The organism is Streptomyces sp. NPDC048106 (genome assembly GCF_040706415.1).
Classification (GTDB): Bacteria; Actinomycetota; Actinomycetes; order Streptomycetales; family Streptomycetaceae; genus Streptomyces.
Genome location: NZ_JBEZND010000002.1, coordinates 143,175 through 168,576, shown reverse-complemented (window position 1 = coordinate 168,576; position 25,402 = coordinate 143,175). Strand labels below are relative to the sequence as shown.

The window sequence follows — 25,402 nt, the reverse complement described above, 5'->3', positions numbered from 1 at the left end:
CCCGGCCCGCCACCCCCGGGTTACTGCTCCTGGCCCTGCTGGGCGGCGATGCTCTTGCGCACCTCGTCCATGTCCAGCTTGCGGGCCTGGCCGATGACGTCCGTGAGGGCCGCCTCGGGCAGCGCGCCCGGCTGGGCGAACACGGCCACCCGGTCCCGCACGATCATCAGGGTCGGGATCGACTGGATGCCGAAGGCCTGCGCCAGCTCCGGCTGGGCCTCGGTGTCCACCTTGCCGAACACCAGGTCCGGATTGTCCTCGGCGGCCTTCTCGTACACCGGCGCGAACTGCCGGCACGGTCCGCACCAGGATGCCCAGAAGTCGATGAGCACGAACTCGTTGTCCGTGACCGTCTGGTCGAAGTTGTCCTTGGTCAGCTCCACGGTGCCGCTCATGGCCTGGTTCCCTCTTCCTGGTCCGGGGATGTACCGACGGCGGAAACACGGCCGGTGGCCCGCCTATTCCGGGCACTCTCACGGGTGTCCGGACGCCTCTCGCGCACCCGGACACCCACGCCCGCGCTCGTACCCATGTGGCCGCCGCGCACACCACCCACCAGACTGACCCCATGACGGATACGACGGAATCGGAAACCATCGCGTACGACGTCGTGGTGCTCGGGGCCGGGCCCGTGGGGGAGAACGTCGCCGACCGCACCCGCGCGGCCGGTCTCACCACCGCGATCGTGGAGAGCGAACTGGTCGGCGGAGAGTGCTCCTACTGGGCGTGCATGCCCAGCAAGGCGCTGCTCAGGCCGGTCATCGCCCAGGCCGACGCCCGCCGGCTGCCCGGCCTCGCCGCGGCGGTCCAGGGCCCCCTCGACACCCCGGCCGTGCTGGAGCGCCGCGACAACTTCACCTCGCACTGGCAGGACGACGGCCAGGTGGACTGGGTGGAGGGCATCGGCGCCGACCTCTACCGCGGCCACGGCCGCCTCGCGGGCCCCCGCACGGTCACCGTCACCGTGTCCGACGGCAGCGTCACCACCCTGACCGCCCGGCACGCCGTCGCCGTCTGCACCGGCACCCGCGCCCTGCTGCCCGATCTGCCCGGCCTCGCCGAGGTACGGCCGTGGACCAGCCGCGAGGCCACCAGCGCGGAGGCGGCCCCGGGCCGGCTGCTCGTCGTGGGCGGCGGCGTCGTCGCCACCGAGATGGCCACCGCCTGGGCGGCGCTCGGCTCCCGGGTCACCCTGCTGGTGCGCGGCAAGGGCCTGCTCAGCCGGATGGAGCCGTTCGCCGGTGAACTGGTCGCCGAGGCGCTCGCCGAGGCCGGCGTGGACGTGCGCACCGGCGCCTCCGTCACGTCCGTCGCCCGGGAGAACGGCTCCGTCGTGGCCCTCACCCGCACGGGGGAGCGGTTCGAGGCCGACGAGATCCTCTTCGCCACCGGCCGCGTCCCGCAGACCGACGACATCGGCCTCGACAGCGTCGGCCTGGAGCCCGGCACCTGGCTGGAGGTCGACGACACCCTGCGGGTCACCGGGACCGACTGGCTGTACGCCGCAGGCGACGTCAACCACCGTGCGCTCCTCACCCACCAGGGCAAGTACCAGGCCCGCATCGCGGGCGCCGCCATCGGTGCCCGCGCGGCAGGCACCCCGCTGCTGGACGGCCCGTGGGGCGCCCACGCGGCCACCGCCGACCACGAGGCCGTACCCCAGGTGGTGTTCACCGACCCCGAGGCCGCCGCGGTCGGCCTCTCCCTCGCCGAGGCGGAACAGGCCGGCCACCGCGTCCGCGCGGTCGACGTCGAGTTCTCCTCCGTCGCCGGGGCGGCCCTGTACGGCGACGGCTACAAGGGCCGCGCCCGCATGGTCGTGGACCTGGAGGAGGAGATCCTCCGGGGCGTCACCTTCGTCGGCCCAGGCGTCGGCGAACTCATCCACTCGGCCACGGTCGCCGTCGCGGGCCGCGTCCCGGTCAGCCGCCTGTGGCACGTCGTCCCGTCGTACCCGACGCTGAGCGAGGTGTGGCTGCGGCTGCTGGAGGCGTACCGCGACAACTGAGGGGCCCGCGCGGGCCCGTCACGGGCGACGCGCGAGGCCCCGGACCGCTGACGGGCGGAAGTGTCAGGGCAGTTCGAAGCCGAGCGCGTCGGCCGCGGTGGCCGGGGTCGGCTGGGACCACAGGGCCGCGACCGCCTGGTCGGTGGACAGCGAGCGCGGCTCGGCGCGGTCGATGTAGAGCGTGCCGTCGAGGTGGTCCGTCTCGTGCTGCACGATGCGGGCGGGCCACCCGGTGAACACCTCGTCCACCGGGCGGCCCCGCTCGTCCTCGGCGCGCAGCCGCACCTCGGCGTGCCGGGCCACCACGGCCTGCCAGCCGGGCACGCTGAGGCAGCCCTCGAAGAACGCGGCGCGCGCGGTGCCGACGGGCTCGTACGAGGGGTTGACCAGCACCCGGAAGGGCTGCGGGCGGCGGCCCCGGGCGACGGCGATCTCCTCCGGCACGGGCGCGGGGTCCTCCAGGACCGCGATCCGCAGCCCGATGCCGACCTGCGGCGCGGCGAGGCCCACTCCGGGGGCGGCGTGCATGGTCAGGCGCAGGGCCTCGACGAAGCGGGCCAGCAGGGCGGGGCCGAGCTGGCCGTCGTACGGCTGGGTGGGGCGGCGCAGTACCGGCCGGCCGGCGGCGACGAGGGGCAGCGGGCCGCCGGCGGCGAGGAGTTCCTCGACGCGTTCGGCGAGGGGCGCGTGATCACGGTCGGGTGCCATCGCGCCAGGATGCCACGGGGGCACTCCTGGCACGAGACCGACCGCTCAGAGCTGCGGGAAGTCGCCCGCGAGCGCGGAGGCGATCCGCAGATGCCGCTCCGCCTCCTCGTGCCGCGACTGCCGTTCGAGCGTGCGCCCCAGCATCAGGCGGGCGTAGTGCTCCACCGGGTCACGCTCGACGATCACCCGGAGCTCGTCCTCCGCACGCCGCAGCTGCGCGGAGTGGTAGTAGGCACGGGCCAGCAGCAGCCGGGGCCCGGTCTGCTCCGGCACCTCCGCCACCAGCCCGGTCAGCACGCGCGCCGCCCCCGCGTAGTCCTTGGCCGCGAAGAACGCCTGCGCGCGCTCCCAGCGCTCGGCGGGGGTGCCGTGGTCGTAGTACGTGATGTCCACTTGTGACCTCCTTCGCCGGGCACAACCGCCCCGGTTAGTTCAATATTCCACTAACGGTTTCCGGGGGCCCGGCCCGCGCGGGGCGCTGCCCGGGCGGCGCCGCCGGGCGTTCGGCCGACCGGACGGCGGCACCCGCCTTCCCTTCGCCGTCAGGCCCCCAAATCCGGAGGAATTGATAGCCTGTCACCTTCGCATTCCCTGTCAGCAGCGCCGAAGGAGAATGACGCATGGGCATTCTGGAGACGATCCACGGCCCGCAGGACCTGAAGAAGCTCGACGCCGATGACCTGGGGACGCTGGCCGGGGAGATCCGCGCCTTTCTCGTCAGCGCCGTCTCCCGCACGGGCGGGCACCTGGGACCGAACCTGGGCGTCGTCGAGCTGACCATCGCGCTGCACCGGGTCTTCGAGTCCCCCAAGGACCGGATCGTCTTCGACGTCGGCCACCAGACCTACGTCCACAAGCTGCTGACCGGCCGCCAGGACTTCTCCGGGCTCCGCAAGGAGGGCGGCCTGTCGGGATACCCCAGCCGCGCCGAGTCGCCGCACGACATCGTCGAGAACCAGCACGCCTCCGCCGCCCTGAGCTGGGCCGACGGCATCGCCAAGGCCGACCGCCTGGCCGGCCGGCGCGACCGGTCGGTCGTCGCGGTGGTCGGGGACGGCGCGCTCACCGGCGGCATGACCTGGGAGGCGCTGAACAACATCGCCGCCGACAAGACCCTCCCGCTGGTCATCGTGGTCAACGACAACGGCCACTCGTACAACCCCACCATCGGCGGCCTCGCCACCCACCTGGCCGCCCTGCGCACGACGGACGGCTACGAGCAGTTCCTCCAGCGCACCAAGGCCGTCCTCGACCGCACCCCGATCGTGGGGCGCTCGGTCTACGACGCCCTGCACGGCGCGAAGAAGGGCCTCAAGGACTTCATCGCCCCCCAGGGCATGTTCGAGGACCTGGGCCTGAAGTACGTAGGCCCGGTCGACGGCCACGACACCGAGGCCCTGGAGTCGGCGCTGACCCGCGCCAAGCGCTTCGGCGGCCCGGTCATCGTGCACTGCATCACCGAGAAGGGCCGCGGCTACAGCTTCGCCGAGGAGTCCGACGAGCGCTTCCACCAGGTCAAGGTGATCGACCCGGACACCGGCAAGCCGGTCTCCGTCGCCGGCAAGGACTGGACCACCGTCTTCGGCGAGGAACTGGTCCGGCTCGGCGGCGAGCGCGACGACATCGTGGCGATCACCGCGGCGATGCAGAGCTCCACCGGCCTCGCGCCCTTCGCCGCCCGCTTCCCCGACCGCTTCTTCGACGTCGGCATCGCCGAACAGCACGCGGCCACCTCCGCGGCCGGCCTGGCCACCGCCGGACTGCACCCGGTCGTCGCCGTCTACGCCACCTTCCTGAACCGCTGCTTCGACCAGCTCCTGATGGACGTGGCCCTGCACCACTGCCCCGTGACCTTCATGCTCGACCGCGCGGGCATCACCGGCGACGACGGCGCCGCGCACAACGGCATGTGGGACATGGCCGTCCTCCAGGTCGTCCCGGGCCTGCGCATCGCCGCACCGCGCGACGCCGGCCAGTTGCGCGCCCAGATGCGCGAGGCCGTCGAGGTGGCGGACGGGCCCACGGTGGTGCGCTACTCCAAGGGCACCGTGGGGTGCGAGGTCCCCGCCGTCGGCAGCGTCGCCGGCATGGACGTGCTCCGCGGCTCCGCCGAGGAGGGCGCCGACGTCCTCGTGGTCTCGGTCGGCGCGCTCGCCCCGATGTGTCTGGAGGTCGCCGACCGCCTCGCCGAACAGGGCATCGGCGCCACCGTCCTCGACCCGCGCTGGATCAAGCCGGTGAACGCGGCCCTGCCCGGTATCGCCGCCCGGCACCGGCTCGTCGTCACCGTCGAGGACGGAGTGCGGGCCGGCGGTGTCGGCGCCGCCGTCGCCCAGGCCCTGCGCGACGCCGAAGTGGACATCCCCGTACGGGACTTCGGCATCCCCGTCGAGTTCCTCGACCACGCCGAACGCGGCCGGGTGCTCGCCCGCGTCGGCCTCACGGCCGCGGACATCGCCCGCCGCGTCTCTGGCGTCTTCGCGGGCCTCGGACGCGACGAGCGGGACGAGATGGCCTTCCCCGCCTGAGCCGCACGCGTCCTCCGGGGCCCGCCCGGGCTCCGGAGGCCCCCGCGGGGAACAGGCGTCAGCGATGGATCGGCAGCGGCGTGGTCTCCACCAGCCGCCGCCCCGTCCCGCCCCACCTCAACGCGATGACCTCCGCCATGACGGCCACCGCCGTCTCCTCCGGCGTACGGGCCCCGAGGTCGAGCCCGATCGGCGAGGACAGCCGGGACAGCTCCGCCTCGCTCACGCCCTCCTCGCGCAGCCGCCGCAGCCGGTCCTCATGGGTACGACGGCTGCCCATCGCCCCGATGTAGCGGGCGGGGGTGCGCAGCGCCCGCCGGAGCAGCGGCACATCGAACTTCGGGTCGTGGGTGAGGACACAGATCACCGTGTTCTCGTCCACCTCGGCGGAGTCCAGATACCGGTGCGGCCAGTCGACCACCAGCTCGTCCGCGTCCGGGAAGCGGCGGCGGGTGGCGAAGACCGGGCGGGCGTCGCAGACGGTGACGTGGTAGCCGAGGAACTTCCCGATCCGGGCCACGGCGGACGCGAAGTCGATGGCGCCGAACACCAGCAGCCGCGGCGGCGGCGCGAACGACTCCACGAACACGGCGACGTCGTCCCGCCGCTCCTCGCCCGCGCGTCCGACCCGCACCACATCGGTACTGCCCCCCGCCAGCAGCCCCTGCGCCCGCTCGGTGACGACGGCGTCGAGACGGGCGTCACCGAGCGTGCCCTCCGCTCCGGACGGGCTCACGATGAGCTGCCCGGTGGGCGCGGCCGCGGGCTCCGGTTCCGTGCCGCCGCCCTCGGCCGGCAGCGGCGACACCACCGCCACCGGCCGCCCCGCGCCGATCGCCTCCAGTACCCCCGGCAGTCCGGGGAAGCGGCCCGCGCCCGCCGGCCGGACCAGGATCTCGATGATCCCGCCGCAGGTCAGGCCCACCGCCAGCGCGTCGTCGTCGCTGACCCCGTACGTCACGAGGGCGGGCTCGCCGCTCTCCAGGACCTCGGTCGCCAGCTCGTACACCGCGCCCTCGACACAGCCGCCCGAGACGCTCCCGATCACCTCGCCGTCCTCGGCGACCGCCAGCGAGGAGCCCGCCTGGCGCGGCGCCGACTTCCAGGTCCGCACGACCGTCGCCACCGCGAACCGCTTGCCCGACGTACTCCAGGAGGAGAGGCCCTCCGCGATGTCCCGCATCCGTGTGCCTCCTTCGGCGACGTGCCGGGTGCCGCGTGTCAACCGCAGCTTAAGTCCTCACCTGTCCAGGGGCCGTCCGGCTCCGAAATCCCGGCCGACAGGCCCTGTGCCCGCCGTCCGCGCATGGCGATGATCAACGCATGGGGAGAAGGGAGATCCAGGAGTGATCGCCGTCGTCGGACATCCGGATCTCACCGTGCCCACGCTGGCCCTCCTGGAGGAGGAGCTGCGCCCCCGGCTGGCCGACCGCGCCCGCACCGGACGCGCCGGACTGGTCCGGGCGGGCAAGGGCCTGCCCGTGGTGTTCGGGCGGGCCGCGCGCAAGGCGGGGCTGGCGCTGGTGACGGTACTGCCGTCCCGCAGGGGCGTGCCCGGCTCCGTCGCCGAGCCGGACCGCAAGGCGGCCGGCGAGCTGCTGCTGTCCCAGATGGTGCGCCTGGTCGAGTACGACCCCGGCGAGCGCGCCTCCTGCATCGGCGCCGACGAGGCCCTGGTCCGCTCCTGCGCCCGGGTGCTGGCCATCTGGGACGGCTCACCCTTCAACGGCCGCGACGCGACCGCCCACCTGGTCGCCTACGCCCGCAGCCACGGCGTCGACGTCGAGGTCCTGTGGCCACGCGGCGCCGAACACCGCGCCGGCCCACCGCACCGCCGGCCACGGTCTTCCCTCCGCTGAGCACGCAGGCTGCCCCCGGCATCAACTCCAGCCGCACTCGGGGGCGTTGGACGCGTGATGTGCGGGCCGGTGTCCCGCGGGACGGCGGAACCGGGTTCAGGAAGGCCGGCATGGACTTTTCCCTGGAAGCGGCCGAGGCGGCACGCCGTGCCCACGCATGGGCGGTGGCATGGACGTGGGCCGAGGCGGCCCTGGCCTGCGCCGCCACCGGCGCCGAGTAGCCGGAGGGGTCGGCTAGGCGGGCCCGGCCCCCTGCTGTGCCGCTTGCAGGTCGGCGAGCAGGACCGCCTGTCCCGCCAGCACGCCGGACAGGATCGTGCGTGCCACCCGCAGCAGCTCGCTCACGTGCGGGCTGGTCAGGGAGTAGTGGACGGTCGAACCCTCCTTGCGGCTCCGGACCAGGTTGGCGCGGCGCAGCACCGCCAACTGCTGGGACAGATGGGCGGGTTCGATGCCCACCTCGGGCAGCAGCTCGGCGACCGCGTGCTCACGTTCGCTGAGCAGCTCCAGGACGCGGATGCGCGCCGGATGCCCGAGCGTCTTGAAGAACTCGGCCTTCAGCTGGTACAGCGGCGCACTCACCGCGCTCACCCCTTCGTACTGGTCGAGAACACGCGCCCGTCCTCACGCCCGCCGCGCCCGCCGGTTCAGGCCTTCTTGACCACGCCGGACTTCAGCCGCATGGCACCGAACCCGTCGATCCGGCAGTCGATGTCATGGCCGTCCACCCCGTCCACGAGCCGGATGCCGCGCACCTTGGTGCCCGCCTTGATACCGGACGGGCCGCCCTTGACCTTGAGCGACTTGACCACGGTCACGGTGTCGCCGTCGGCGAGTACGTTGCCGACCGAGTCCCGGATCACCCGGCCCTCCTCGGCGGCCGCGTCCGGGGACGCCGGCCACTCGTGGCCGCACTCGGGGCAGACGAGCAGCGCGCCCATCTCGTAGGGGTACGTGCCCGAACAGGCGGGGCAGGCGGGGAGGTTGTCGCTCATGGAACTCTTTCCGGCTGTCGTGGAGAGGGGTCGTACGAGGGTCAGGAGGTGGGCCAGCCGTCGGTCCGCCACTCCTGGCGGCCGTCGTCCGGCGCGGCCCCGTCCCGGCCGTGGGCGGCGAGGGCGGCGGCCAGGTCGCAGTGGACCGGGATGTTCGGGCAGTCGCCGGCCGGCACCAGCGAGCCGTCGGCGGGTATGGCGGCCAGCTCCAGCGCGCGGCCGGCGGCGGCGAGCACCCGGGCGGCCTCGGTGATGGCCACCTGGCCCTCCGCGGACCAGTTGCGCAGTTCGGTCAGGTCGAGGACGACGGGCCCGGTGCCGCGCGCCACGACCCAGCCGATGGCGCCGTTGAAGCGGCGTACGGCGTCCGGGCCGAGGTAGCCGGCGACGGAGAGAACGCCGAGGTCCTGCTCGATGGTGTAGCGCCAGTCGATGGTCATACGGGGGCGGCTTCCTTGGGGAGGGACGAGGGGAGGGGCCCGGCGGTTCTACAGGGGCAGGGTGATCCAGATGCTCTTGCCCTCGCCGTCGGCGTCCGCGCGGACCACCGCGGTGCCGCCCAGGCCGAGGACCAGCTCCATCACGGTGGCCAGGCCCCCCGGTCCGGTGAGCGCGGTGCGCAGGAGCGGCTGGTAGGGGTGGCGGTCGTGCACGGCGAAGGCGAAGCAGTCGCGGGCGGCCGCGTAGATGACGGTGACCTGCGGGGAGACGTCGGCGGCGTGCCGGACGCTGTTGGTGACCAGCTCGCTGAGGATCAGCAGCGCCGGGTCCGCGACACGGTGGCGCAGCCCGATGCCCCACTCCACGAGGGTCTGCTCGGCGGTCTCCCGGGCGACGCGCACCGCCGTGGGGACGGTGGGCAGGGTGAGCACATGGCGGTGGGGGAGGGACTGGGGCATCATCGCCCCGCCGGGCCGGTACGGACGCCCGTCATGGCCGGCTCGCTCATCGGACGGCTTCCTCGCTGGGCGCCGAAGCGTTTCGCCGCGCGGCCGGGATGGGCACGACGCCCACGAGGTGGCCGCGCGCCGCCTGGATCGCCTCCGGGGTGGTGGCGTAGTCCCGGCCGTCGGGCCGCAGCGGTTCCAGCGCGCCGACCGAGTCGAGGACGCGTCGCTGACCGGGCCGGATGCCCGAGGCCAGGACGACGATGCCGCGCCGGCGCAGCTTCTCCACCGCGTCCTTCAGCACCAGGGCGCCGGTGGCGTCGATGGTCGACACCCGCGACATGCGCAGGATCACCACCCGGACGTCGGCGACCTCGGTCAGCTCCAGCAGGAAGCGGTGCGCGCCGGCGAAGAACAGCGGTCCGTCGAGCCGGTAGGCCACGATGTGCTCGGCGAGCAGCGCGTGCTCCTCCGCGCTGTGGTCGCCCCGGTTCAGCGGCACCCGGTCCAGGCGGGCCTGCCGGGCCACGGCGCGCAGGGCGAGGGCGCCGGCCACGGCCAGACCGATGATGACGGCGTGGACGAGGTCCAGGGCGAGGGTGCAGACCGCGGTCAGGACGAGGATCGCGGCATCAGACCGGGTGGCCCTGGCCATGGCCTTCAGCGAGCCCACCTCGACCATGCGGACCGCGGTGGCCAGCAGCACACCCGCGAGCGCGGCCAGCGGGATCTTGGAGACCAGGGGCGCGGCGGCGAAGACGATCACCGCGAGGACCACGGCGTGGGTGAACGCGGCGGTCCGGGAACCGGCCCCGGTCCGGACGTTGACCGCCGTGCGCGCGATCGCCCCGGTGGCCGGCACGCCGCCGAACAGCGGGGCGGCGATGTTGGCCAGGCCCTGGCCGAACAGCTCGCGGTCCGGGTCGTGCCGCTGTCCGACGGTCATGCCGTCCGCGACCGACGCCGACAGCAGGGACTCCAGGGCGGCCAGCGCCGCCACGGCCACGGCGGGCGCCGCCAGGGAGCCCAGGTCGCCGAGGTGGAGGAAGGAGAGGGAGGGCGCGGGCAGTCCGGACGGCAGGTCGCCGATCGGCCTGGCCGCGTCGAGACCGGCGAGCTGGGCGACGACGGTCGCGGCGATCACGGCGAGGATGGAGAAGGGGACCTCGGGCCGCCACCGGGCGCCGAGCAGCATCACCGCGGCCACGGCGAGCGCGAGTCCCACGGCGGTCCGGTTCGGCGCCTTCGCGAACTCCTCGACGGCCCGCCAGGCCACGACCAGCACCTTGTCGCCCTCGGGCGTGGGCACGCCGAGCGCGTTCGGCACCTGCTGGAGCCCGATCACACAGGCGATGCCGAGGGTGAAGCCCTCCACCACCGGGGCGGGCACGTACCGCATGTACTTCCCGGCCCGCAGCGCGGCCAGCCCGATCAGCAGGACACCGGCCAGCAGCCCGACGGTGAGCACACCGGTGGGCCCGTACCGGCCCACGATCGGCACGAGTACGACGGTCATGGCGCCGGTCGGCCCCGAGACCTGGAGGTTCGAGCCGCCGAACACCGCCGCGACCGCGCCCGCGATCACCGCGGTGGCCAGGCCCGCCTTGGCACCGAGCCCGGAGGAAACTCCGAAACCGAGGGCGAGGGGCAGCGCGACGATCGCGACGGTGAGTCCTGAGAGGAGGTCCCGGCGCGGATCGCGCCGCACCGCGGCGAGATCGGGGCGGCCGGGCAGCAGGGCGGTGATCCGGGTGCGTACGGTCCGTACACCCCGGCCGAGGACGGCGTTCATCGGACGGAGACCTCGTCCTTCGCCTGGCACAGCGGAACCGGCACGTTCCCTCGACTTTCCTCACCGCGGACTCAATGAACATAGCATCTAAGCAATTGCGAAGTTTCGCAATTCTGCTATTCGGTATGTCCCAATACATGCCGAGATGTCGAATTCGCCGGTCCTGCGGTCGGTCCTGCGGTCGGTCCCGTGCCGGTCCCGTGCTGTCCCGTGCCGGTCCCGTCAGAGCGTCGGCGGTCCCGCCTCCACGCGTCGCAGCACCGGCTCCAGCCGGTCCAGATCGGGCCCGCCCTGGAGCTGCCGCTCGTCCCACCAGGTGGCACCGGCGTCGCGCAGCGGACCGATCAGGTCTCTGGCCCGGGCCGGGTCCGCCGGGGTGGCGCCGCCGAGGACGAACTCGAAGGGGCGGTCGCCGTCGGCCGTACGCTGCCCGCGCACATAGCCGATCAGTTCGCGCACCTGGGCCACGTCCGGGATCTGCCCGTGGCGGGCGGTCTCGAAGAGCGGCACGGCGCCGTCCCAGCGCGCCGCGCGGCGCATGGGCGCGCGGCGCGGCCAGAACCCGCCGATCCAGACGGGCGGGCGGGGCCGCTGCGCGGTGGCCGGCAGCAGGGTCACGTCCCGGGCCGTGTAGTGGAGACCCTGGTGGTCCACCGGCTCGCCGGACCAGAAGCGGGCCAGCAGCTCCAGGCCCTCGTCCAGCCGCCCGGCCAGCTCGCGCGGCCCGGCGGTGTCCCCGAAGCTCTCGTACTCGTCCTCGACCGGACCGCCCAGGCCCGCCGCGAAGACCACCCGGCCGCCGCTCGACCGGTCCAACGTGGCGACCTGCCGGGCCAGTTGCTGCGGACGGTACCGGGGCACCGGCGTCAGCAGCGTGCCCAGGCGGATACGGGAGGTCGCCAGCGCGGCCGCCGTCAGCAGCATCCAGGGATCGCCGAAGGGACGCCCCTGGTGCCGCCGGTGCAGCACGTGGTCCCAGACGAACAGTCCGTCCCAGCCCGCCTGTTCGGCGGCGACGGCCACCGTCGCGACGGCACGGGGGTCGGCGAAGTCACCGAAGTTGGGTACGTTCACGGAGAAGCGCATCCGGACATGATGATCAGCCCACCGCTTCCCGGCAATCGCCACCGGCCGCGGGCCGGGCCGCCCGGCGGGGCGGTCGTCCCGGAACGCGGGCCCGTCACCAGGCCGTACCCGCCACGCGCTATCCTGGAGGCCGCGGCGCGACCCCGGTCCCCGCACGGCGGTGGGTCCCGCCGTACCCAACCGCGGCAATGTCGCCGCCAATGGTCCCTCCTTACGACGAAGCGCGCCCCGGCATGCCCTGGGCGCCCCGCATCAGGAGGCCCATGTGGCAAAGCCGGCCGCGCTGAACGAATCCACCGGGCCCGGCATCGAGCGGCGACCGCCGGACCACCGGCACGCGCGCCGGCGCGCCCAGTGGCCGGTCCTCGCGGCCGTGGCCGCAGGCGGCGCCCTCGGGGCCTGCGCCCGCTACGCCGCCGCGCTGCTGTGGCCGACCGCGTCCGGTGCCTTCCCGTGGACCACGTTCTGGGTGAACGTCGCCGGCTGCGCCGTCATCGGCGTCCTCATGGTCGTCACCACCGAGGTCCGGACCGGACACCGGCTGGTCCGGCCCTTCTTCGGCACCGGGGTGCTCGGCGGGTTCACCACCTTCTCCGCCTACACCGTGGACATCGAGCGCCTGACCGGCACCGGCCGGCCCACCACCGGCCTGCTGGACCTCGTCGTCACCGCGCTCGGCGCCCTGGCGGCCGTCTGGACCACCGCACACCTCACCCGGCGCGTCATCGGGTGGAGGACGTCATGAGGCCACCGGCCGTGCCCGGCACCCGGCTCACGGAACGCGCCGGAGAGAACGACATGGGACACCGCACCGAGGAGATGGAGAGTTCGTGAACTGGCTGCTGGTCATCGCCGGAGCCGCCGTCGGCGCACCGCTGCGTTATCTGACCGACCGCACCGTGCAGTCCAGGCACGACACCGTCTTCCCCTGGGGCACCCTCACCGTCAACGTACTGGGCAGCCTCGTCCTCGGCCTGGTCACCGGGGCGGTCGTCGCCGGCGGGATGTCCTCCGACCTCCAGCTGCTGATCGGCACCGGGCTGTGCGGGGCGCTGACCACGTACTCCACGTTCTCCTACGAGACGCTGCGGCTCGCCGAGGACGGCGCGCGCTTCTTCGCCGCCGCCAACGTGGTCGCGAGCGTCGTCGCCGGTCTCGGCGCCGCCTTCATGGGCGCCGCGCTCGCCCAGTCCCTCTGGGCCTGATGTGACCCCCCGCTCCGACATGGTGTTTTACAGTGGCTGCCGCCAGTTTCGACGACAGGACCTGTGAGGTATCCGCGAACATGTCGACGCAGACGTTTGAGTTTCAGGTGGAGGCCCGTCAGCTGCTCCAGCTGATGATCCACTCCGTGTACTCGAACAAGGATGTCTTTCTGCGCGAGCTCGTCTCCAACGCGTCCGACGCGCTGGACAAGCTGCGCCTGGAGAAGCTGCGGGACGACGCGCTCGACGCAGATGTGTCCGACCTGCACATCGAGTTGGAGGTCGACGCCGACGCCCGCACCCTCACCGTGCGGGACAACGGCATCGGGATGTCCTACGACGAGGTCGGGCAGCTCATCGGCACCATCGCCAACTCCGGCACCGCCGAATTCCTGCGCGAGCTGCGCGAGTCCAAGGACGAGGCCGGCGAGGAGGGCCTCATCGGCCAGTTCGGCGTCGGCTTCTACTCCGGCTTCATGGTGGCCGACGAGGTCACCCTGGTGACCCGGCGGGCCGGCGAGAGCCAGGGCACCCGCTGGACCTCGCGCGGCGAGGGGACGTACACCCTCACGGCGGTCGACGACGCGCCGCAGGGCACCTCCGTCACCCTCCACCTCAAGCCGGCCGACCCGGAGAACCAGCTCCACGACTACGCCTCCCCCTGGAAGATCAGGGAGATCGTCAAGCGGTACTCGGACTTCATCACCTGGCCGATCAGGATGACGTCCGAGGGCGCGGCCGACGGCGGCGAGCCGGCGCCGGAGACCCTCAACTCCATGAAGGCGCTGTGGGCGCGGCCGCGCGACCAGGTGTCCGACGACGAGTACCACGAGCTGTACAAGCACATCGGCCACGACTGGCGCGACCCGCTGGAGACCATCCGGCTCCAGGCGGAGGGCACCTTCGAGTACCAGGCGCTGCTCTTCCTGCCCGCGCACGCGCCCCACGACCTGTTCACCCGGGACTTCCGGCGGGGCGTGCAGCTCTACGTCAAGCGCGTGTTCATCATGGACGACTGCGAGGCGCTGCTGCCGCCGTACCTGCGCTTCGTCAAGGGCGTGGTCGACGCGGCGGACCTCTCGCTCAACGTCTCCCGCGAGATCCTCCAGCAGGACCGCCACATCGAGATGATGCGGCGCCGGCTCACGAAGAAGGTCCTGTCCACGGTCAAGGACCTGATGGGCGAGGAGTCGGACCGGTACGCCACGTTCTGGCGGGAGTTCGGCACCGTCCTCAAGGAGGGCCTGGTCACCGACGCGGAGAACCGCGACGCCCTCCTCGCCGTCTCGTCGTTCGCGAGCACGCACCACGACAGCGAGCCGACCACGCTGAAGCAGTACATCGAGCGGATGAAGGACGGCCAGGACGATATCTACTACCTGACCGGCGACTCCCGCCAGGCCATCGAGAACTCCCCGCACATGGAGGCGTTCCGCGACCGGGGCATCGAGGTGCTGCTGCTCACCGACGCCGTGGACGAGGTGTGGGTCGACGCGGTCGGCGAGTACGAGGGCAAGAAGCTGCGCTCCGTCGCCAAGGGCGAGTTCGACCTCGACGCGCAGGGCGAGGACGCCGCCGCCGAAGACGAGCGGGAGAAGCGGAACGAGGCGTACGCCGGCCTGCTGGAGTGGATGGGCAAGCAGTTGGAGGACGACATCAAGGAGGTACGGCTGTCCTCCCGGCTCACCGTCTCGCCGGCCTGTGTCGTCTCCGACGCGCACGACCTCACCCCGGCCCTGGAGAACATGTACCGCGCCATGGGCCAGGAGGTCCCCCGCGCCAAGCGCATCCTCGAACTCAACCCCGATCACGCCCTGGTCAAGGGCCTCAACCAGGCCTACACCGAGCGCGGCGACGGCACCGCGCTCGCCGAGACCGCCGAGCTGCTGCACGGCCTCGCCATCCTCGCGGAGGGCGGCCAGCCGAAGGAACCGGCCCGCTTCGTGAAGCTGATGGCGGAGCGTCTGGAGCGGGCGCTGTAACGGCACGTACGGCCGAGGGCGTTTCGAGGGTGCTGGTCGCGGCCGTTCGCCGACGGCCGCGACCAGCACCGCTTCGTGGCCCAGGGCGAGTTCCCTCTAGGCGTACGGGGTGAAGTGTGCCGGCGTGTGATCGATGGGCAGTTCGGGGCGCCACGCGGTGAGGATCTGCGCGCTGCACACGAACAGGCCGTCGGGCAGCCGGTCCAGGGGGTACCAGGCCCAGTCGCCGACGCGCTCGTCCGGCTGGGTGGCCGGCCGGCCCTGCCAGGTGGTGACGAGGGCGCCGACGGTGACGCGTACGACGTCCTCGACGTGGTCGACCAGCGTGCCCAGGAGCCTGACGTCCTCGGTCCGTACGCTCAGCCCGGTCTCCTCGGCGACCTCCCGCACCACGGTCCGCTCCAGGGACTCCCCGGCCTCCACGGTGCCGCCCGGCAGTTCGAGGGTGCCCCGGTGGTGGCGGCCGAGGAGGATGCCCTGCTCACCCAGGATGATCGCGCCCACGCCGATGGCGGCGTGGGGGACGGGCGGCCTGGCCGAGCGGTTGCGGCTGGTGATGACGGGGACGTCCGGTGCGGACACGGGGGCTCCTGGAGGGCCGGGTGCGGAAGGTGCGGCCGACCGGAACCGGGAGGCCGTCACCATGGTCATGGCGGTCCAATTGTGCCGGTGGCCCGCGCCGGGCTCACTCGGCCGCGTCGTCCGGGACCTCCCCGGACCCGGCCGGATAGACGGACGGGTCGTCCAGCGGCAGCTTCAGCCAGGCGATCATCTCCCGCAACTGGTGGTACGCCCGCAGCCGTTCACCGTCGCTGTCCTGCCGCTCCGCCTCGGCGATCGGCTCCCACAACCGGTGCACCATCACCGGACCCACCTCCAGCAGCCCGCCACTGCCACCGGTCGCCCACCGCGCCAGCACATAGCGGGCGAGGGCACCCACCGGGATGCCCAGGTTCTCCGACATGCCCCGCAGGGTGACGAGTGGATCGAGCCTGCCGTAAAGGACCACGTCCGACTTGAAGTTGGCGTCCGGATCGTCATCCGGCCACATGGCGTCCCAGCGGTGCAGCCGGATCACCGGCTCCGCCGCCGGGCCCGCCGCCGGGGCCGTCTCCGGGGCCGTCTCCGGGGCCGTCTCCTCGTGCTCGCCGTGCGGCATGGTGGTCATCGGCCTGCCTCTCGGACTGTCGGGTGCTCGGGCTGCCCGGCTGCCCGGCTGCCGGGCTTTCGGACGTCGGCGAGGCATAGCCTGTCGCACCATGGGCCTTCTCATCATCGGCGGCAGCGGATTCCTCGGCGGGGAACTGGTCCGGCGGGCGACAGCGGCGGGGCATGCCGTGGCGGCCTCCTTCGGCACCCGTCCCGGCACGCTCCAGGGCGTCGAATGGCTGCCGCTGGACGTCCGGCGCCCCGACGAAGTCGCGTCCGTCATCGGCCGGTTGCGGCCCACCGTGGTGATCAACACGGCCGCTCGGACGTCCGACTGGGCGACGACGGCCGAGGGTGCCGTCCGGGTCGCGGTGGCCGCGGACCGGCAGGGGGCGCGTCTCGTCCACGTGTCGAGCGACGCGGTGTTCTCCGGCGCCCGGGTCCACTACGACGAATCCGCCGCCCCCGACCCGATCACCCCCTACGGCGCCGCGAAGGCCGCCGCCGAGGCCGCGATCCGCGTGCTGGTCCCCGCGGCCGTCATCGCGCGCACGTCGCTGATCATCGGCGACGGCGGCTCGGCGCACGAGGCCTTCGTCCACGAGCTGTCCGCCGGCCGCCGTGCCGGGACGCTGTTCACCGACGACGTCCGGTGTCCCGTCCATGTCGCGGACCTCGCGTCCGCCCTGCTGGAGCTCGCCTTCTCGGACCACGCCGGTGTCCGCCACGTCGCCGGGACCGACGCCGTCAGCCGGTACGAACTCGGCCTTCTGATCGCCCGCCGGGACGGCCTCGATCCCGCCACGCTGCCCGCGGGCCGGCGGGCCGGGACGGGGATTCCCGGGGCGCTGGACGTCCGGCTGGACAGCGACCGCACCCGGCGCGGCCTGCGCACCAGAGTGCGCGGAGCCCGTGAATTCCTCGCCACGCCGGGCTCGGGCGCCGGACTCCGGTAGCCCCGCGTCACTCGTCTGCCCCGCCGAGGGCGACGGCGAGCGGCCGTCCACCGAGGCTGGGGCCTGACAGAGGCGCGGCGGACCCGCGCGACCGGCCGCGGGAGAAGGGGTCTGCGCATGTCACACCGCACCGCGAGGACGCCGGGGGCCGCCTGGGCGGTCAGAGGCGTGGGAGCCCTGCTGTGCCTGGCGGTGGCCGCCATCCACGTCGTGGACCAGGGCGGTATCACGACGACGAGGGACCCCCGCTATGTCGGCGTCGCCTACCACGTCCTGGAGATCGCGGCCGTGGTCGCCGCCGTGCTGCTCCTCGCCGGCCTCGTCCGCCCCGGATGGCTGCTGGCCGCCGTGGTCGCCGTGGGACCCCTGCTCGGCTACGTCCTTTCGAGAGGCCCGGGCCTGCCCGGCTACAGCGACGACATCGGCAACTGGACGGAACCGCTCGGATTGGCCAGCCTGGCGGTCGAAGGAGTCCTGCTCCTGCTGTCGGTGCCGCTCTTCGTGCGGAGCCTGGGCCGTAGGGCGTCCTGAGGCCGGGCGGGTCCGTCACGCGGCGTCTGCTTGAATACCGCGGATGACGACGAGTTCCCCCGCCCCGCGTGCGGACGACGCCGGTTCCGGCCGCCTCGGTGGCCTGCTGGCACGTGCCGCCACGGGCCGGGACGGCCAGGCGTGGAGCGACCTGTGGACGGAGCTGTACCACAACGGCACCCTGGACGCCGCCCACCCCCTGGTCCTGCGCACGCTGGCCGACCTGGCGCAGTCCGGCGAAGCGGAGACGGCGGCCTCGGCACTCCACCTCGCCGGCGCCCTCCTCGTGCAGGCCGACCAGCGGTACGAGACACGGGACCTGCGGCACCGGTACGCGCCGGAGGTCGCACGCCTGCTGGACGCCGCGAACCGGTGGCGGCGGGTCTTTGCCGACCGGAGCGACTACTGCTGGCTGATCGAGGCGGTCCTGAACCTGGAAGGCGATGTCCACTGGGCGGAGGACCTGTTCCACGGCATCCTCGACGAGGAGTACGAGCTGGAGTGTCCCGATCCCGACGGGTGCGCGTCGCTGTGGGTGGTTCTCGGAGAGCGCGGCTTCTTCAGCGCGGCGGAGGACCACGCCCTCACCGACGACGCCGGGACCTTCCCGCTGCACCCGGCCGATCCCCGCGCCCTGGACGGTCTCGGCCGGCGCCTCCACGACCTTGCCCTCGCCGACGGCCACGAGGACGTCGCGCGTTCCCTGACCTATGCCTTCGGCGAGGCGACCTGCCCGGAATGCGAGCGGCGCCTCTCCGTCGTCGGTCAGATCATCGCCAGGTACGGATGAAGGGGCGGATGAAGGGGCGGATGAAGGTGCGGACTCAAGGGCGCGGCGAGCCTTTGGCGAGGGCCGCGCTCGCGTACTCCCAGAGCCGGTCGGCGGACTCCGGGCTGAGGGCGTGGGCGGCCACGCCTCCCGGCCGGTCCTCGTCGCCCCGGACGACCCGGGCCTCCTGGTTGTCCTCGAAGTAGCGGCCGGTGACGCCGTCGGCGGCGGCTTCACGTTCCCGTCGCCGTCCATCACGCCGAACGCGCCGGCGCATCGAACCGGCCGCCCGGCGACTGCGGGGCGGAGGCGGAACACTCGCCGCCATCGCCCGCGAGGTGGGATACGGCTCCGAAAGCGCCCTCAGCGTCGCCTTCAAGCGGGTCCTCGGAGTGTCTCCCGGCGACTACCGGCGGCACCCGGTGCCGCTGTCGTACGGCGAGGTCCCGGCCTCCTCGGGAGCCTCCTCCGGAGCTTCCTCGGGAGAGCGGCGGCCGCAGGACTGACCCCCACCCGCCAGAACCGCAGCCGACTCTGCTCGCAGCGCTGCTTCTTCTTCCCTGGGGAGCGCAGGCGCCCGGCGGCAGGCTGCTGGGAAAAGACGGCTGGGAGGCGACAGTGACAACAGGCCCGGCCCCCGCGGGGGCACCGAACGACGTGGACACCCGCACGGCATCCTTCGCACAGCGCCGGCTGTGGTTCCTGGACCAGCTCGCGGGCTCCTCCACGGGATCGATGCTCCCGCTGGTGCTGCGGCTGCGCGGTCGGCTCGACGCCGACCGACTGGAGCGGTCGCTGGGCGGGATCGTGGCCCGGCACGAGGTGCTGCGGACACGGTTCACCGCCGTCGACGGGGAGCCGGTGCCGGTCGTGGACGCCCCCGCCGGATTCACCCTGAGCCGGATCACGGCGGACGGGCCGGCCGACCTGTACGCCCGCTGCCTGGGCCGTCCCGTCGACCTCGCCGCCGAGCACCCGGTCCGCGCCACGCTGGCCCGCGTCGCCGCCGACGAGCACCTGCTGCTGGTCGAGGTCCACCACATCGCCGTGGACGGATGGTCCTGGGGCGTACTGCTGGAGGAACTGGCCGCCGGCTACCGCGGCGAGAGCGTGGCCGCGCCCGCCGTGCCGTACTCCGAACTCGCCCGCGCGCAGGCCGGACGGCTCTCCGGGGAGCGGCTGGAGCGGCTGCTCGGACACTGGCGGGAGCGCCTGACCGGGCTGACCCCGCTGGACCTGCCCACCGACCGGCCGCGGCCCCGGGTCTGGGACGGCTCCGGTGACGTCGTCCGCTTCGACCTGCCGGCCGACCTCGTCACCGCCGTGGACGGCCTGGCCCGCACCCGGCGCGCCACCCGGTACATGGTGCTGCTGGCCGCCTACCAGGCGCTGCTCGGCCACTGGGCGGGCCGCACCGACGTCGCCGTGTGCAGCACGCTCGCCGACCGGGCCCAGCGGGGCGCCGCCGCGCTGATCGGCCCGCTGGTGAACACCGTCGTGCTGCGGACGGACCTGTCCGGGCGGCCCGGCTTCGACACGCTGCTCGCCCGGGTGCGCGACCGGGTCCCGGCCGATCTCTCGCACGCCGAGGCGCCCTTCGACCTGGTCGTCGGCGCGCTCGGCGGCTCCCGCGACCTGTCCCGGCACCCCCTCGCCCAGGCCTCGTTCACCCTGCTCAACTCCCCGATCCGGCCGGTGCGGATGGCGGACCTGGAGGTGACGCTCGTCGAACCGCCGCTGACCGAGACACCGCTGGACGTCTTCCTCGACCTGACACTGCGCACGGACGGCAGCATCGCCGCCGTCCTCCAGTACGCCACCGCGCTGTTCGACACCGCCACCATGAGCGCGTTCGCCCAGGCGTACGTCGCGCTGCTGCGCGCCGTTCTCGCCGAACCGGGCACCCCCGTCCACGAGTTGGCGCGTGCCCTGCCCACCGGGCCCGGCGCGCCCGCCCGGCCCAGGGCCGCCTGGCACCACGCCCCCGACCGGCCCGCGGCACCCGCGGACCCGGTCGCGTTCTCCGGGCGGCCCGGGGCGACCGCGCTGCGGTGCGGCGACGACAGCGCCACCTACGCGGAACTCGACGCCATGTCCGGCGGACTCGCCGCCGCGCTGCGGGCCGCCGGAGTCACCACGAGCAGCCCGGTGGGCGTCGTGCTGCGCCGCGGCCTGTGGTCGGTCGCCGCCATCGAGGGGATCTGGCGGGCCGGTGGGGTATACGTGCCACTCGACCCCGAACTGCCCGCCGAGCGGCTTGAGTTCATGGCGCGGGAGGCCGGCCTCGCCTGTGTCGTCACCGCACCGGCGACGGCCGCCACCGCCGGTCCGCTCGCACCCGTCGCCGTCGACGTCACGACCGTCGCCCCGGACGCGGACGGGCCCCGCCACCGGCCCGACCCCCGCCAGCTCGCCCACGTCATCTTCACCTCCGGGTCCACGGGACGCCCCAAGGCGGTCGGCGTCGAACACGCCGCGCTCGCCTCGCACGTGACCGCCGCCCGCCGGCGCCTCGGCATCACCGCCGCCGACCGGGTGCTGGCCTTCGCCTCCTTCTCCTTCGACGCCTCCCTCGACCAGGTGCTGCCCGCGCTCACCTCGGGCGCCACCGTCGTCATGCGCCCCGAGGAGCCCTGGCTGCCGACCCAGGTGCCGGAGATCGTCCAGCGGCACGAGCTGACCGTGGTCAACGTGCCGCCCACCTACTGGTCCGAGCTGGCCCTCTCCCTCGACCGGCGGCTGGCCGCCGCCCTCGCCCCGCTGCGGCTGCTGGTGCTCGGCGGCGAGGCGGTCCCGGCCGACACCCTGGCCGTGTGGCGGGCCGCCGTGCCCTGGGTGCGGGTCTGCAACGCCTACGGCCCCACCGAGACCACCGTCACCGCCACCACCTACGACGCCGGGGAACCGGCCGCCGACAGCGTGCCCATCGGCCGTCCGCTCGGCGACCGGCGGGTCTACGTGGTGGACGCGGACGACAAGCAGGTGCCGGTCGGGGTGTCGGGCGAACTCCTCATCGGCGGAACCGAGTTGGCCCGCGGCTACCTCAACCGTCCGGCGCTGACCGCCGAACGCTTCGTGCCCGACCCGTACGGCCCTCCCGGCGGGCGCCTGTACCGCACCGGCGACCTCGTGCGCTGGACGCCCGGGGGAGACCTGGAGTTCGCCGGCCGCCGTGACGACCAGGTCAAGATCCGGGGCTTCCGCGTCGAACTCGGCGAGGTGGAGGCCGTGTTGCGGGCCTGCCCGCTGGTCGGCGCGGCCGCCGCCCGGCCCGACCGCGCCACCGGCCGCGCCCTCGTCGGATACGTCGTACCCGCCCCGGACGCGACCTCGGTGCCCGACCGGGCGGAGCTGCGGGCCTGGTGCGCCCGCTTCCTGCCGCACTACGCCGTCCCCTCCGACTTCGTGCTCCTGGACGCCCTGCCGGTCGGCGTCTCCGGCAAGCTCGACCGCAACGCCCTGCCCGATCCCGACCGCGGCCGCCCGGCCGACCTCGCCGCCTGGACCGCGCCCCGCGACGAGACCGAGCGGATCGTCGCCGAGGTGTGGGCCGACGTCCTCGGCCTGGACCGGATCGGCATCGACGACAGCTTCTTCGACCTGGGCGGGCACTCCCTGCTCGCCACCATGGCGGTCTCCAGGATCGCCGGGCGGCTGGGCCGGGACATCGAGCTGCGCACCGTCTTCGAGCACCCGACCGTGCGCGGCTTCGCCCCCCGCGTGGCCGGCGCCCGCGCCTCCGGCACCACCGAGGTGGAACCCGTCGACCGCACCCGGCCGCTGCCGCTGTCCTTCGCGCAGGAGCGGCTCTGGTTCCTGGACCGTACGTCCGACCGCGGCGACTCCTATCTGCTGTGGTACTGCTGGCGGGTGCGCGGCGGACTCGAACGGGCGGCCTGGCAGCAGGCGTTGGACGATCTGGTCACCCGGCACGAGGTGCTGCGCACGGCGCTGATCGAGTCCGACGGCCGGCCCGTGCAGCAGGTGTGCGACCCGGTGGGCGTGCCGCTGCACTGGGAGGCGGCGCCCGCGGGCCCGGACGAGGAGGCCCGCCTGGCCGCCGTGCGGCGCCGGGCCGTGGCCCTCGCCACGCGCCGCTTCGACCTCGCCCGGCCGCCGCTGCTGCGGGCCGGGGTGTGGGAACTGGCCGACGACGACCACGTGGTCCTGCTCGCCCTGCACCACGCCGTCACCGACGGCTGGTCCAAGGGCGTCCTGCTGGACGAGCTGGCCCACCACTACGCGGCCCGGCGGGCGGGCCGGGAAGGCCGGCTCCCGGCGCTGCCCGTCCAGTACGGCGACTTCGCCGTATGGCAGCGCGAACGCGCCGACAGCGGCGCCCTGGAGCCCCAACTCGCCTACTGGGAGACCGTGCTGGCGGACACGCCCGCCCTGGAGCTGCCCACCGACCGGCCCCGGCCGGCCGCGTTCACCGGGCGGGGCGGCGCCGTCGAGATCGACCTGCCCGCCGGGCTGGTGCACCGCGTGGACGCCTTCGCCCGGGAGCGCGGCGCGACCCGGTTCATGGTGCTGCTGGCCGCCGCCCAGGCCGTGCTGGCCCGCTGGTCAGGGCAGACCGACATCGCGGTGGGCACGCCCGTCGCCGGGCGCGGCCGGCTCGAACTGGAGCCGCTGGTCGGCTTCTTCGTCAACACCGTGGTGCTGCGCACGGACCTGTCCGGGCGGCCCGCCTTCACCGCACTGGTGGACCGGGTACGCGACGTCGTGCTGGGCGCCTTCGACCACCAGGAGGTGCCCTTCGAACGGGTCGTGGAGCGGCTGCGCCCCGCCCGCGACCTGTCCCGCAACCCCCTGTTCCAGGTGATGGTGGACGTCCAGGACGCGTCCACCGGCGGCTCCGGACTGCCGGGACTCGACACCCGCGACTTCCCGCTTCCCTGGGAGTCCGCCAAGTTCGACCTCACGGCCACCTTCGTGGTGCGGCCCGAAGGGTTCGCCCTCAACGTCGAGTACGCCGCCGACCTGTTCGAGCCGGCCACCGCCACCCGCTTCGCCCGCCACGTCGGCCGGCTGCTGGAGGCCTTCCTCACCGACCCCGCCGCCCGCGTCGACGCGGCACCGCTGCTGTCCGCGCGGGAACGCGACCTCCTGCTGGCGACGGCGGGCCGGGAGATGCCGGCCGCGCCGCGGTTCCAGGTCGCCGGACCGCCCGGCGCCACCGCCGTCGTGTGCGAGGGGACGAGCCTGGACTACGCCCGACTCGACGCGCTGACCGGGGGATTGGCGGCCGTCCTCGCCGACCGGGGAGTCGCCCCCGGCGACCCCGTCGGGGTGTGCGTCGGGCGGGGCGTGTGGTCCGTGGCCGCGATGCTCGCCGTGTGGCGGGCGGGCGGTGTCTACGTCCCGCTCGACGCCCTGCTGCCCGAGGACCGGCTCCGCTACATGCTCCAGGAGGCGGGGGTACGGCACGTCGTGGCCGACGCGCACACCGCCCGGAAGGCCACCGCGCTCGGGGCGAGTGCCGTCGCCGTCGAGGACGTACGGCCGCTGCCCGACGGGCCCCGGCACACGGCCGACCCGGACGAGCTGGCGTACGTCATCTTCACCTCGGGATCCACCGGCCGCCCCAAGGCCGTCGGGGTGGCGCACCATGCCCTGGACGCCCATGTGGCCGCCGCCCGCGAGCGGTTCGGGCTCACTGCCGACGACCGGGTGCTCACCTTCGCGTCCACGTCGTTCGACGCCTCGCTGGAGCAGATCCTGCCCGCGCTGAGCACCGGCGCCACGGTGATCGTGCGCCCGGACGAGATCTGGGCGCCCCAGGAGCTGGCCACCCGGGTCGCGGCCGAAGGGGTCACCGTCATGGAACTCACCCCCTCCTACTGGGCGGAACTGGTGTCCCGGCTGGACCGGCTGGCCCCTCGGCTCGCCTCGCTGCGGCTGCTGGTGACCGGGGGAGAGGCCCTGCCCGCCGATCCGCTGGAGCGCTGGTTCGCCCACCTGCCCCAGGTGCCCGTGCTCAACACCTACGGGCCCACCGAGTCGGTGATCTCGGCCACCGCGCACACCGTCGACGGTGCCAGGACCGGACGGGTGCCCATCGGCCGGCCCCTGGGCGGTCGTCACACCTACGTGGTCGACACCCTGGGCGAACTCGTCCCCGAAGGCGTGCCCGGCGAACTCCTCGTCGGCGGCCGGGAGCTGGCGCGCGGATACCTGGGCCGTCCGGGGCTGACCGCCGAGCGGTTCGAGCCCGACCCCTTCGGGACGCTCGGCGGCCGGCTCTACCGCACCGGGGACGTCGTACGCCGACTGCCCTCGGGCGAACTGGAGTTCCTCGGCCGCAACGACGACCAGGTGAAGATCCGCGGGTTCCGCGTCGAACCCGGGGAGGCCGAGGCGGTGTTGCGCGGGCACCCCGGGGTGCGGGGCGCGGCCGTCGTCGTGCGCACCCTGCGCGGCGAGGCCGCCCTGGTGGGCTACGTCGTCGGCGACGGGCTGTCGCAGGAACTTTTGCGCACCCACTGCCGGGCCCAACTGCCGCACTACCTGGTGCCGTCGGCGTTCGTCCTGCTCGACGCGCTGCCGCTGACCGTGCAGGGCAAGCTGGACACCGCCGCCCTGCCCGAACCCGAGGCGGCGGAGCCGGGCGCCTTCGTAGCACCGCGCGGCCCGGCCGAGACGGTCGTCGCGCAGATCTGGTGCGAGGTGCTCGACCTGCCCCGGGTCGGCGTCCACGACGACTTCTTCGCCCTCGGCGGCCACTCCCTGCGCGCCGTCGCGGTCGCCTCCCGGCTGCGCACCGCGTTCGACTGCCCGCTCCAGGTCCGGGACCTGTTCGAGCACCCCACGGTGGAACGCCTCGCCGCCGAGGTGGAGCGCCGGCTGCTGGAACTGATCTCGCAGATGAGCGACGACGAGATCGACCTCTCCCTCACCGCCGACTTCTGAGGGCGCCCCGCCCCGACACCGGCTTCTTCCCACAG

22 protein-coding genes and 2 pseudogenes are annotated in these 25,402 nt (G+C 73.8%); 11 read left to right on the top strand and 13 right to left on the bottom strand.

Features of this window, described 5'->3' with window-relative positions:
- Positions 1-20 precede the first annotated feature (20 nt).
- On the bottom strand, positions 21-395 hold the full coding sequence (gene trxA / locus AB0927_RS02715) for a thioredoxin (protein ID WP_366665664.1): 375 nt from the start codon (positions 393-395) through the stop codon (positions 21-23).
- Between the two features lie 173 nt (positions 396-568).
- Here trxA and AB0927_RS02710 point away from each other — a divergent pair, with 173 nt between their 5' ends.
- Positions 569-2,008 (top strand): NAD(P)/FAD-dependent oxidoreductase, encoded by a 1,440-nt coding sequence (locus AB0927_RS02710; RefSeq protein WP_366665663.1) that lies wholly within the window; start codon positions 569-571, stop codon positions 2,006-2,008.
- Positions 2,009-2,071: 63 nt separating this feature from the next.
- Here the strand turns inward: AB0927_RS02710 and AB0927_RS02705 are convergent, their stop codons facing one another.
- Both AB0927_RS02705 and AB0927_RS02700 read right to left on the bottom strand, forming a co-directional pair.
- Positions 2,072-2,716, bottom strand: coding sequence for a peptide deformylase (locus AB0927_RS02705; protein WP_366665662.1), 645 nt, complete (start codon positions 2,714-2,716; stop codon positions 2,072-2,074).
- Positions 2,717-2,761: 45 nt separating this feature from the next.
- Positions 2,762-3,109 (bottom strand): tetratricopeptide repeat protein, encoded by a 348-nt coding sequence (locus tag AB0927_RS02700; RefSeq protein WP_366665661.1) that lies wholly within the window; start codon positions 3,107-3,109, stop codon positions 2,762-2,764.
- Between the two features lie 227 nt (positions 3,110-3,336).
- Between AB0927_RS02700 and dxs the strand changes: the two genes are divergently transcribed.
- Positions 3,337-5,244 (top strand): 1-deoxy-D-xylulose-5-phosphate synthase, encoded by a 1,908-nt coding sequence (dxs, locus tag AB0927_RS02695; RefSeq protein WP_366665660.1) that lies wholly within the window; start codon positions 3,337-3,339, stop codon positions 5,242-5,244.
- Between the two features lie 58 nt (positions 5,245-5,302).
- Here dxs and AB0927_RS02690 read toward each other — a convergent pair whose 3' ends face one another.
- Positions 5,303-6,427 (bottom strand): XdhC/CoxI family protein, encoded by a 1,125-nt coding sequence (locus tag AB0927_RS02690; RefSeq protein ID WP_366665659.1) that lies wholly within the window; start codon positions 6,425-6,427, stop codon positions 5,303-5,305.
- Between the two features lie 163 nt (positions 6,428-6,590).
- On the opposite strand from AB0927_RS02690, the gene AB0927_RS02685 reads away from it, so the two are divergent.
- The gene (locus tag AB0927_RS02685; protein ID WP_366665658.1) at positions 6,591-7,103 is read left to right on the top strand and encodes a hypothetical protein; all 513 of its coding nucleotides are present in this window, start codon (positions 6,591-6,593) and stop codon (positions 7,101-7,103) included.
- A gap of 234 nt (positions 7,104-7,337) precedes the next feature.
- Here AB0927_RS02685 and AB0927_RS02680 read toward each other — a convergent pair whose 3' ends face one another.
- The 6 genes from AB0927_RS02680 to AB0927_RS02655 form a co-directional block, all read right to left on the bottom strand.
- The gene (locus AB0927_RS02680) at positions 7,338-7,685 is read right to left on the bottom strand and encodes a metalloregulator ArsR/SmtB family transcription factor (protein ID WP_366665657.1); all 348 of its coding nucleotides are present in this window, start codon (positions 7,683-7,685) and stop codon (positions 7,338-7,340) included.
- Between the two features lie 65 nt (positions 7,686-7,750).
- Positions 7,751-8,098, bottom strand: coding sequence for a zinc ribbon domain-containing protein YjdM (locus tag AB0927_RS02675; protein WP_366665655.1), 348 nt, complete (start codon positions 8,096-8,098; stop codon positions 7,751-7,753).
- Between the two features lie 41 nt (positions 8,099-8,139).
- Positions 8,140-8,538: an anti-sigma factor antagonist gene (locus AB0927_RS02670; RefSeq protein ID WP_366665654.1), complete on the bottom strand. Its 399-nt coding sequence runs from the start codon at positions 8,536-8,538 to the stop codon at positions 8,140-8,142.
- A 48-nt stretch (positions 8,539-8,586) separates the two neighbouring features.
- Positions 8,587-9,000, bottom strand: coding sequence for an ATP-binding protein (locus AB0927_RS02665; RefSeq protein WP_366665652.1), 414 nt, complete (start codon positions 8,998-9,000; stop codon positions 8,587-8,589).
- Positions 9,001-9,043: 43 nt separating this feature from the next.
- On the bottom strand, positions 9,044-10,777 hold the full coding sequence (locus AB0927_RS02660) for a SulP family inorganic anion transporter (protein ID WP_366665651.1): 1,734 nt from the start codon (positions 10,775-10,777) through the stop codon (positions 9,044-9,046).
- Positions 10,778-10,999: 222 nt separating this feature from the next.
- The gene (locus AB0927_RS02655) at positions 11,000-11,863 is read right to left on the bottom strand and encodes an LLM class flavin-dependent oxidoreductase (protein ID WP_366665650.1); all 864 of its coding nucleotides are present in this window, start codon (positions 11,861-11,863) and stop codon (positions 11,000-11,002) included.
- A gap of 307 nt (positions 11,864-12,170) precedes the next feature.
- Between AB0927_RS02655 and AB0927_RS02650 the strand changes: the two genes are divergently transcribed.
- The 3 genes from AB0927_RS02650 (at position 12,171) to htpG (ending at position 15,050) form a co-directional block, all read left to right on the top strand.
- Positions 12,171-12,608 carry a CrcB family protein gene (locus AB0927_RS02650; protein WP_366665774.1) on the top strand — a complete coding sequence of 146 codons (438 nt, stop codon included), beginning with the start codon at positions 12,171-12,173 and terminating at the stop codon, positions 12,606-12,608.
- An 85-nt stretch (positions 12,609-12,693) separates the two neighbouring features.
- Positions 12,694-13,068, top strand: coding sequence for a fluoride efflux transporter CrcB (gene crcB, locus AB0927_RS02645; RefSeq protein ID WP_366665649.1), 375 nt, complete (start codon positions 12,694-12,696; stop codon positions 13,066-13,068).
- Between the two features lie 80 nt (positions 13,069-13,148).
- Positions 13,149-15,050, top strand: coding sequence for a molecular chaperone HtpG (gene htpG, locus AB0927_RS02640; protein ID WP_366665648.1), 1,902 nt, complete (start codon positions 13,149-13,151; stop codon positions 15,048-15,050).
- Positions 15,051-15,146: 96 nt separating this feature from the next.
- Here the strand turns inward: htpG and AB0927_RS02635 are convergent.
- Together AB0927_RS02635 and AB0927_RS02630 are read right to left on the bottom strand one after the other, a co-directional pair.
- A pseudogene (locus AB0927_RS02635) lies at positions 15,147-15,608 on the bottom strand (NUDIX hydrolase); the annotation flags it as partial.
- A gap of 127 nt (positions 15,609-15,735) precedes the next feature.
- Positions 15,736-16,218: a DUF6027 family protein gene (locus AB0927_RS02630; protein ID WP_366665647.1), complete on the bottom strand. Its 483-nt coding sequence runs from the start codon at positions 16,216-16,218 to the stop codon at positions 15,736-15,738.
- 91 nt (positions 16,219-16,309) lie between these two features.
- Between AB0927_RS02630 and AB0927_RS02625 the strand changes: the two genes are divergently transcribed.
- From AB0927_RS02625 to AB0927_RS02615, 3 genes are all read left to right on the top strand, one after another.
- On the top strand, positions 16,310-17,155 hold the full coding sequence (locus AB0927_RS02625; RefSeq protein WP_366665646.1) for a sugar nucleotide-binding protein: 846 nt from the start codon (positions 16,310-16,312) through the stop codon (positions 17,153-17,155).
- Positions 17,156-17,272: 117 nt separating this feature from the next.
- Positions 17,273-17,686 (top strand): hypothetical protein, encoded by a 414-nt coding sequence (locus AB0927_RS02620; RefSeq protein ID WP_366665645.1) that lies wholly within the window; start codon positions 17,273-17,275, stop codon positions 17,684-17,686.
- 43 nt (positions 17,687-17,729) lie between these two features.
- The gene (locus AB0927_RS02615; RefSeq protein ID WP_366665644.1) at positions 17,730-18,476 is read left to right on the top strand and encodes a hypothetical protein; all 747 of its coding nucleotides are present in this window, start codon (positions 17,730-17,732) and stop codon (positions 18,474-18,476) included.
- 34 nt (positions 18,477-18,510) lie between these two features.
- On the opposite strand, the gene AB0927_RS02610 is transcribed toward AB0927_RS02615, so the two are convergent.
- The gene (locus AB0927_RS02610) at positions 18,511-18,732 is read right to left on the bottom strand and encodes a hypothetical protein (protein ID WP_366665781.1); all 222 of its coding nucleotides are present in this window, start codon (positions 18,730-18,732) and stop codon (positions 18,511-18,513) included.
- Here AB0927_RS02610 and AB0927_RS02605 point away from each other — a divergent pair.
- A pseudogene (locus AB0927_RS02605) lies at positions 18,719-18,961 on the top strand (helix-turn-helix domain-containing protein); the annotation flags it as partial. The gene AB0927_RS02610 and the pseudogene AB0927_RS02605 sit on opposite strands and share 14 nt — an antisense overlap.
- Positions 18,962-19,073: 112 nt before the next feature.
- Entirely contained in the window at positions 19,074-25,367 is a 6,294-nt protein-coding gene (locus tag AB0927_RS02600; RefSeq protein ID WP_366665643.1) for an amino acid adenylation domain-containing protein, read from the top strand.
- Positions 25,368-25,402: the final 35 nt, after the last annotated feature.

Coding starts and splice junctions, on each gene's coding strand:
- trxA (WP_366665664.1), bottom strand. CDS start 395: ATGAGCGGCACCGTGGAGCTGACCAAGGACAACTTCGACCAGACGGTC.
- AB0927_RS02710 (WP_366665663.1), top strand. CDS start 569: ATGACGGATACGACGGAATCGGAAACCATCGCGTACGACGTCGTGGTG.
- AB0927_RS02705 (WP_366665662.1), bottom strand. CDS start 2,716: ATGGCACCCGACCGTGATCACGCGCCCCTCGCCGAACGCGTCGAGGAA.
- dxs (WP_366665660.1), top strand. CDS start 3,337: ATGGGCATTCTGGAGACGATCCACGGCCCGCAGGACCTGAAGAAGCTC.
- AB0927_RS02690 (WP_366665659.1), bottom strand. CDS start 6,427: ATGCGGGACATCGCGGAGGGCCTCTCCTCCTGGAGTACGTCGGGCAAG.
- AB0927_RS02675 (WP_366665655.1), bottom strand. CDS start 8,098: ATGAGCGACAACCTCCCCGCCTGCCCCGCCTGTTCGGGCACGTACCCC.
- AB0927_RS02670 (WP_366665654.1), bottom strand. CDS start 8,538: ATGACCATCGACTGGCGCTACACCATCGAGCAGGACCTCGGCGTTCTC.
- AB0927_RS02665 (WP_366665652.1), bottom strand. CDS start 9,000: ATGATGCCCCAGTCCCTCCCCCACCGCCATGTGCTCACCCTGCCCACC.
- AB0927_RS02660 (WP_366665651.1), bottom strand. CDS start 10,777: ATGAACGCCGTCCTCGGCCGGGGTGTACGGACCGTACGCACCCGGATC.
- AB0927_RS02655 (WP_366665650.1), bottom strand. CDS start 11,863: ATGCGCTTCTCCGTGAACGTACCCAACTTCGGTGACTTCGCCGACCCC.
- htpG (WP_366665648.1), top strand. CDS start 13,149: ATGTCGACGCAGACGTTTGAGTTTCAGGTGGAGGCCCGTCAGCTGCTC.
- AB0927_RS02630 (WP_366665647.1), bottom strand. CDS start 16,218: ATGACCACCATGCCGCACGGCGAGCACGAGGAGACGGCCCCGGAGACG.
- AB0927_RS02625 (WP_366665646.1), top strand. CDS start 16,310: ATGGGCCTTCTCATCATCGGCGGCAGCGGATTCCTCGGCGGGGAACTG.
- AB0927_RS02620 (WP_366665645.1), top strand. CDS start 17,273: ATGTCACACCGCACCGCGAGGACGCCGGGGGCCGCCTGGGCGGTCAGA.
- AB0927_RS02615 (WP_366665644.1), top strand. CDS start 17,730: ATGACGACGAGTTCCCCCGCCCCGCGTGCGGACGACGCCGGTTCCGGC.
- AB0927_RS02610 (WP_366665781.1), bottom strand. CDS start 18,732: ATGCGCCGGCGCGTTCGGCGTGATGGACGGCGACGGGAACGTGAAGCC.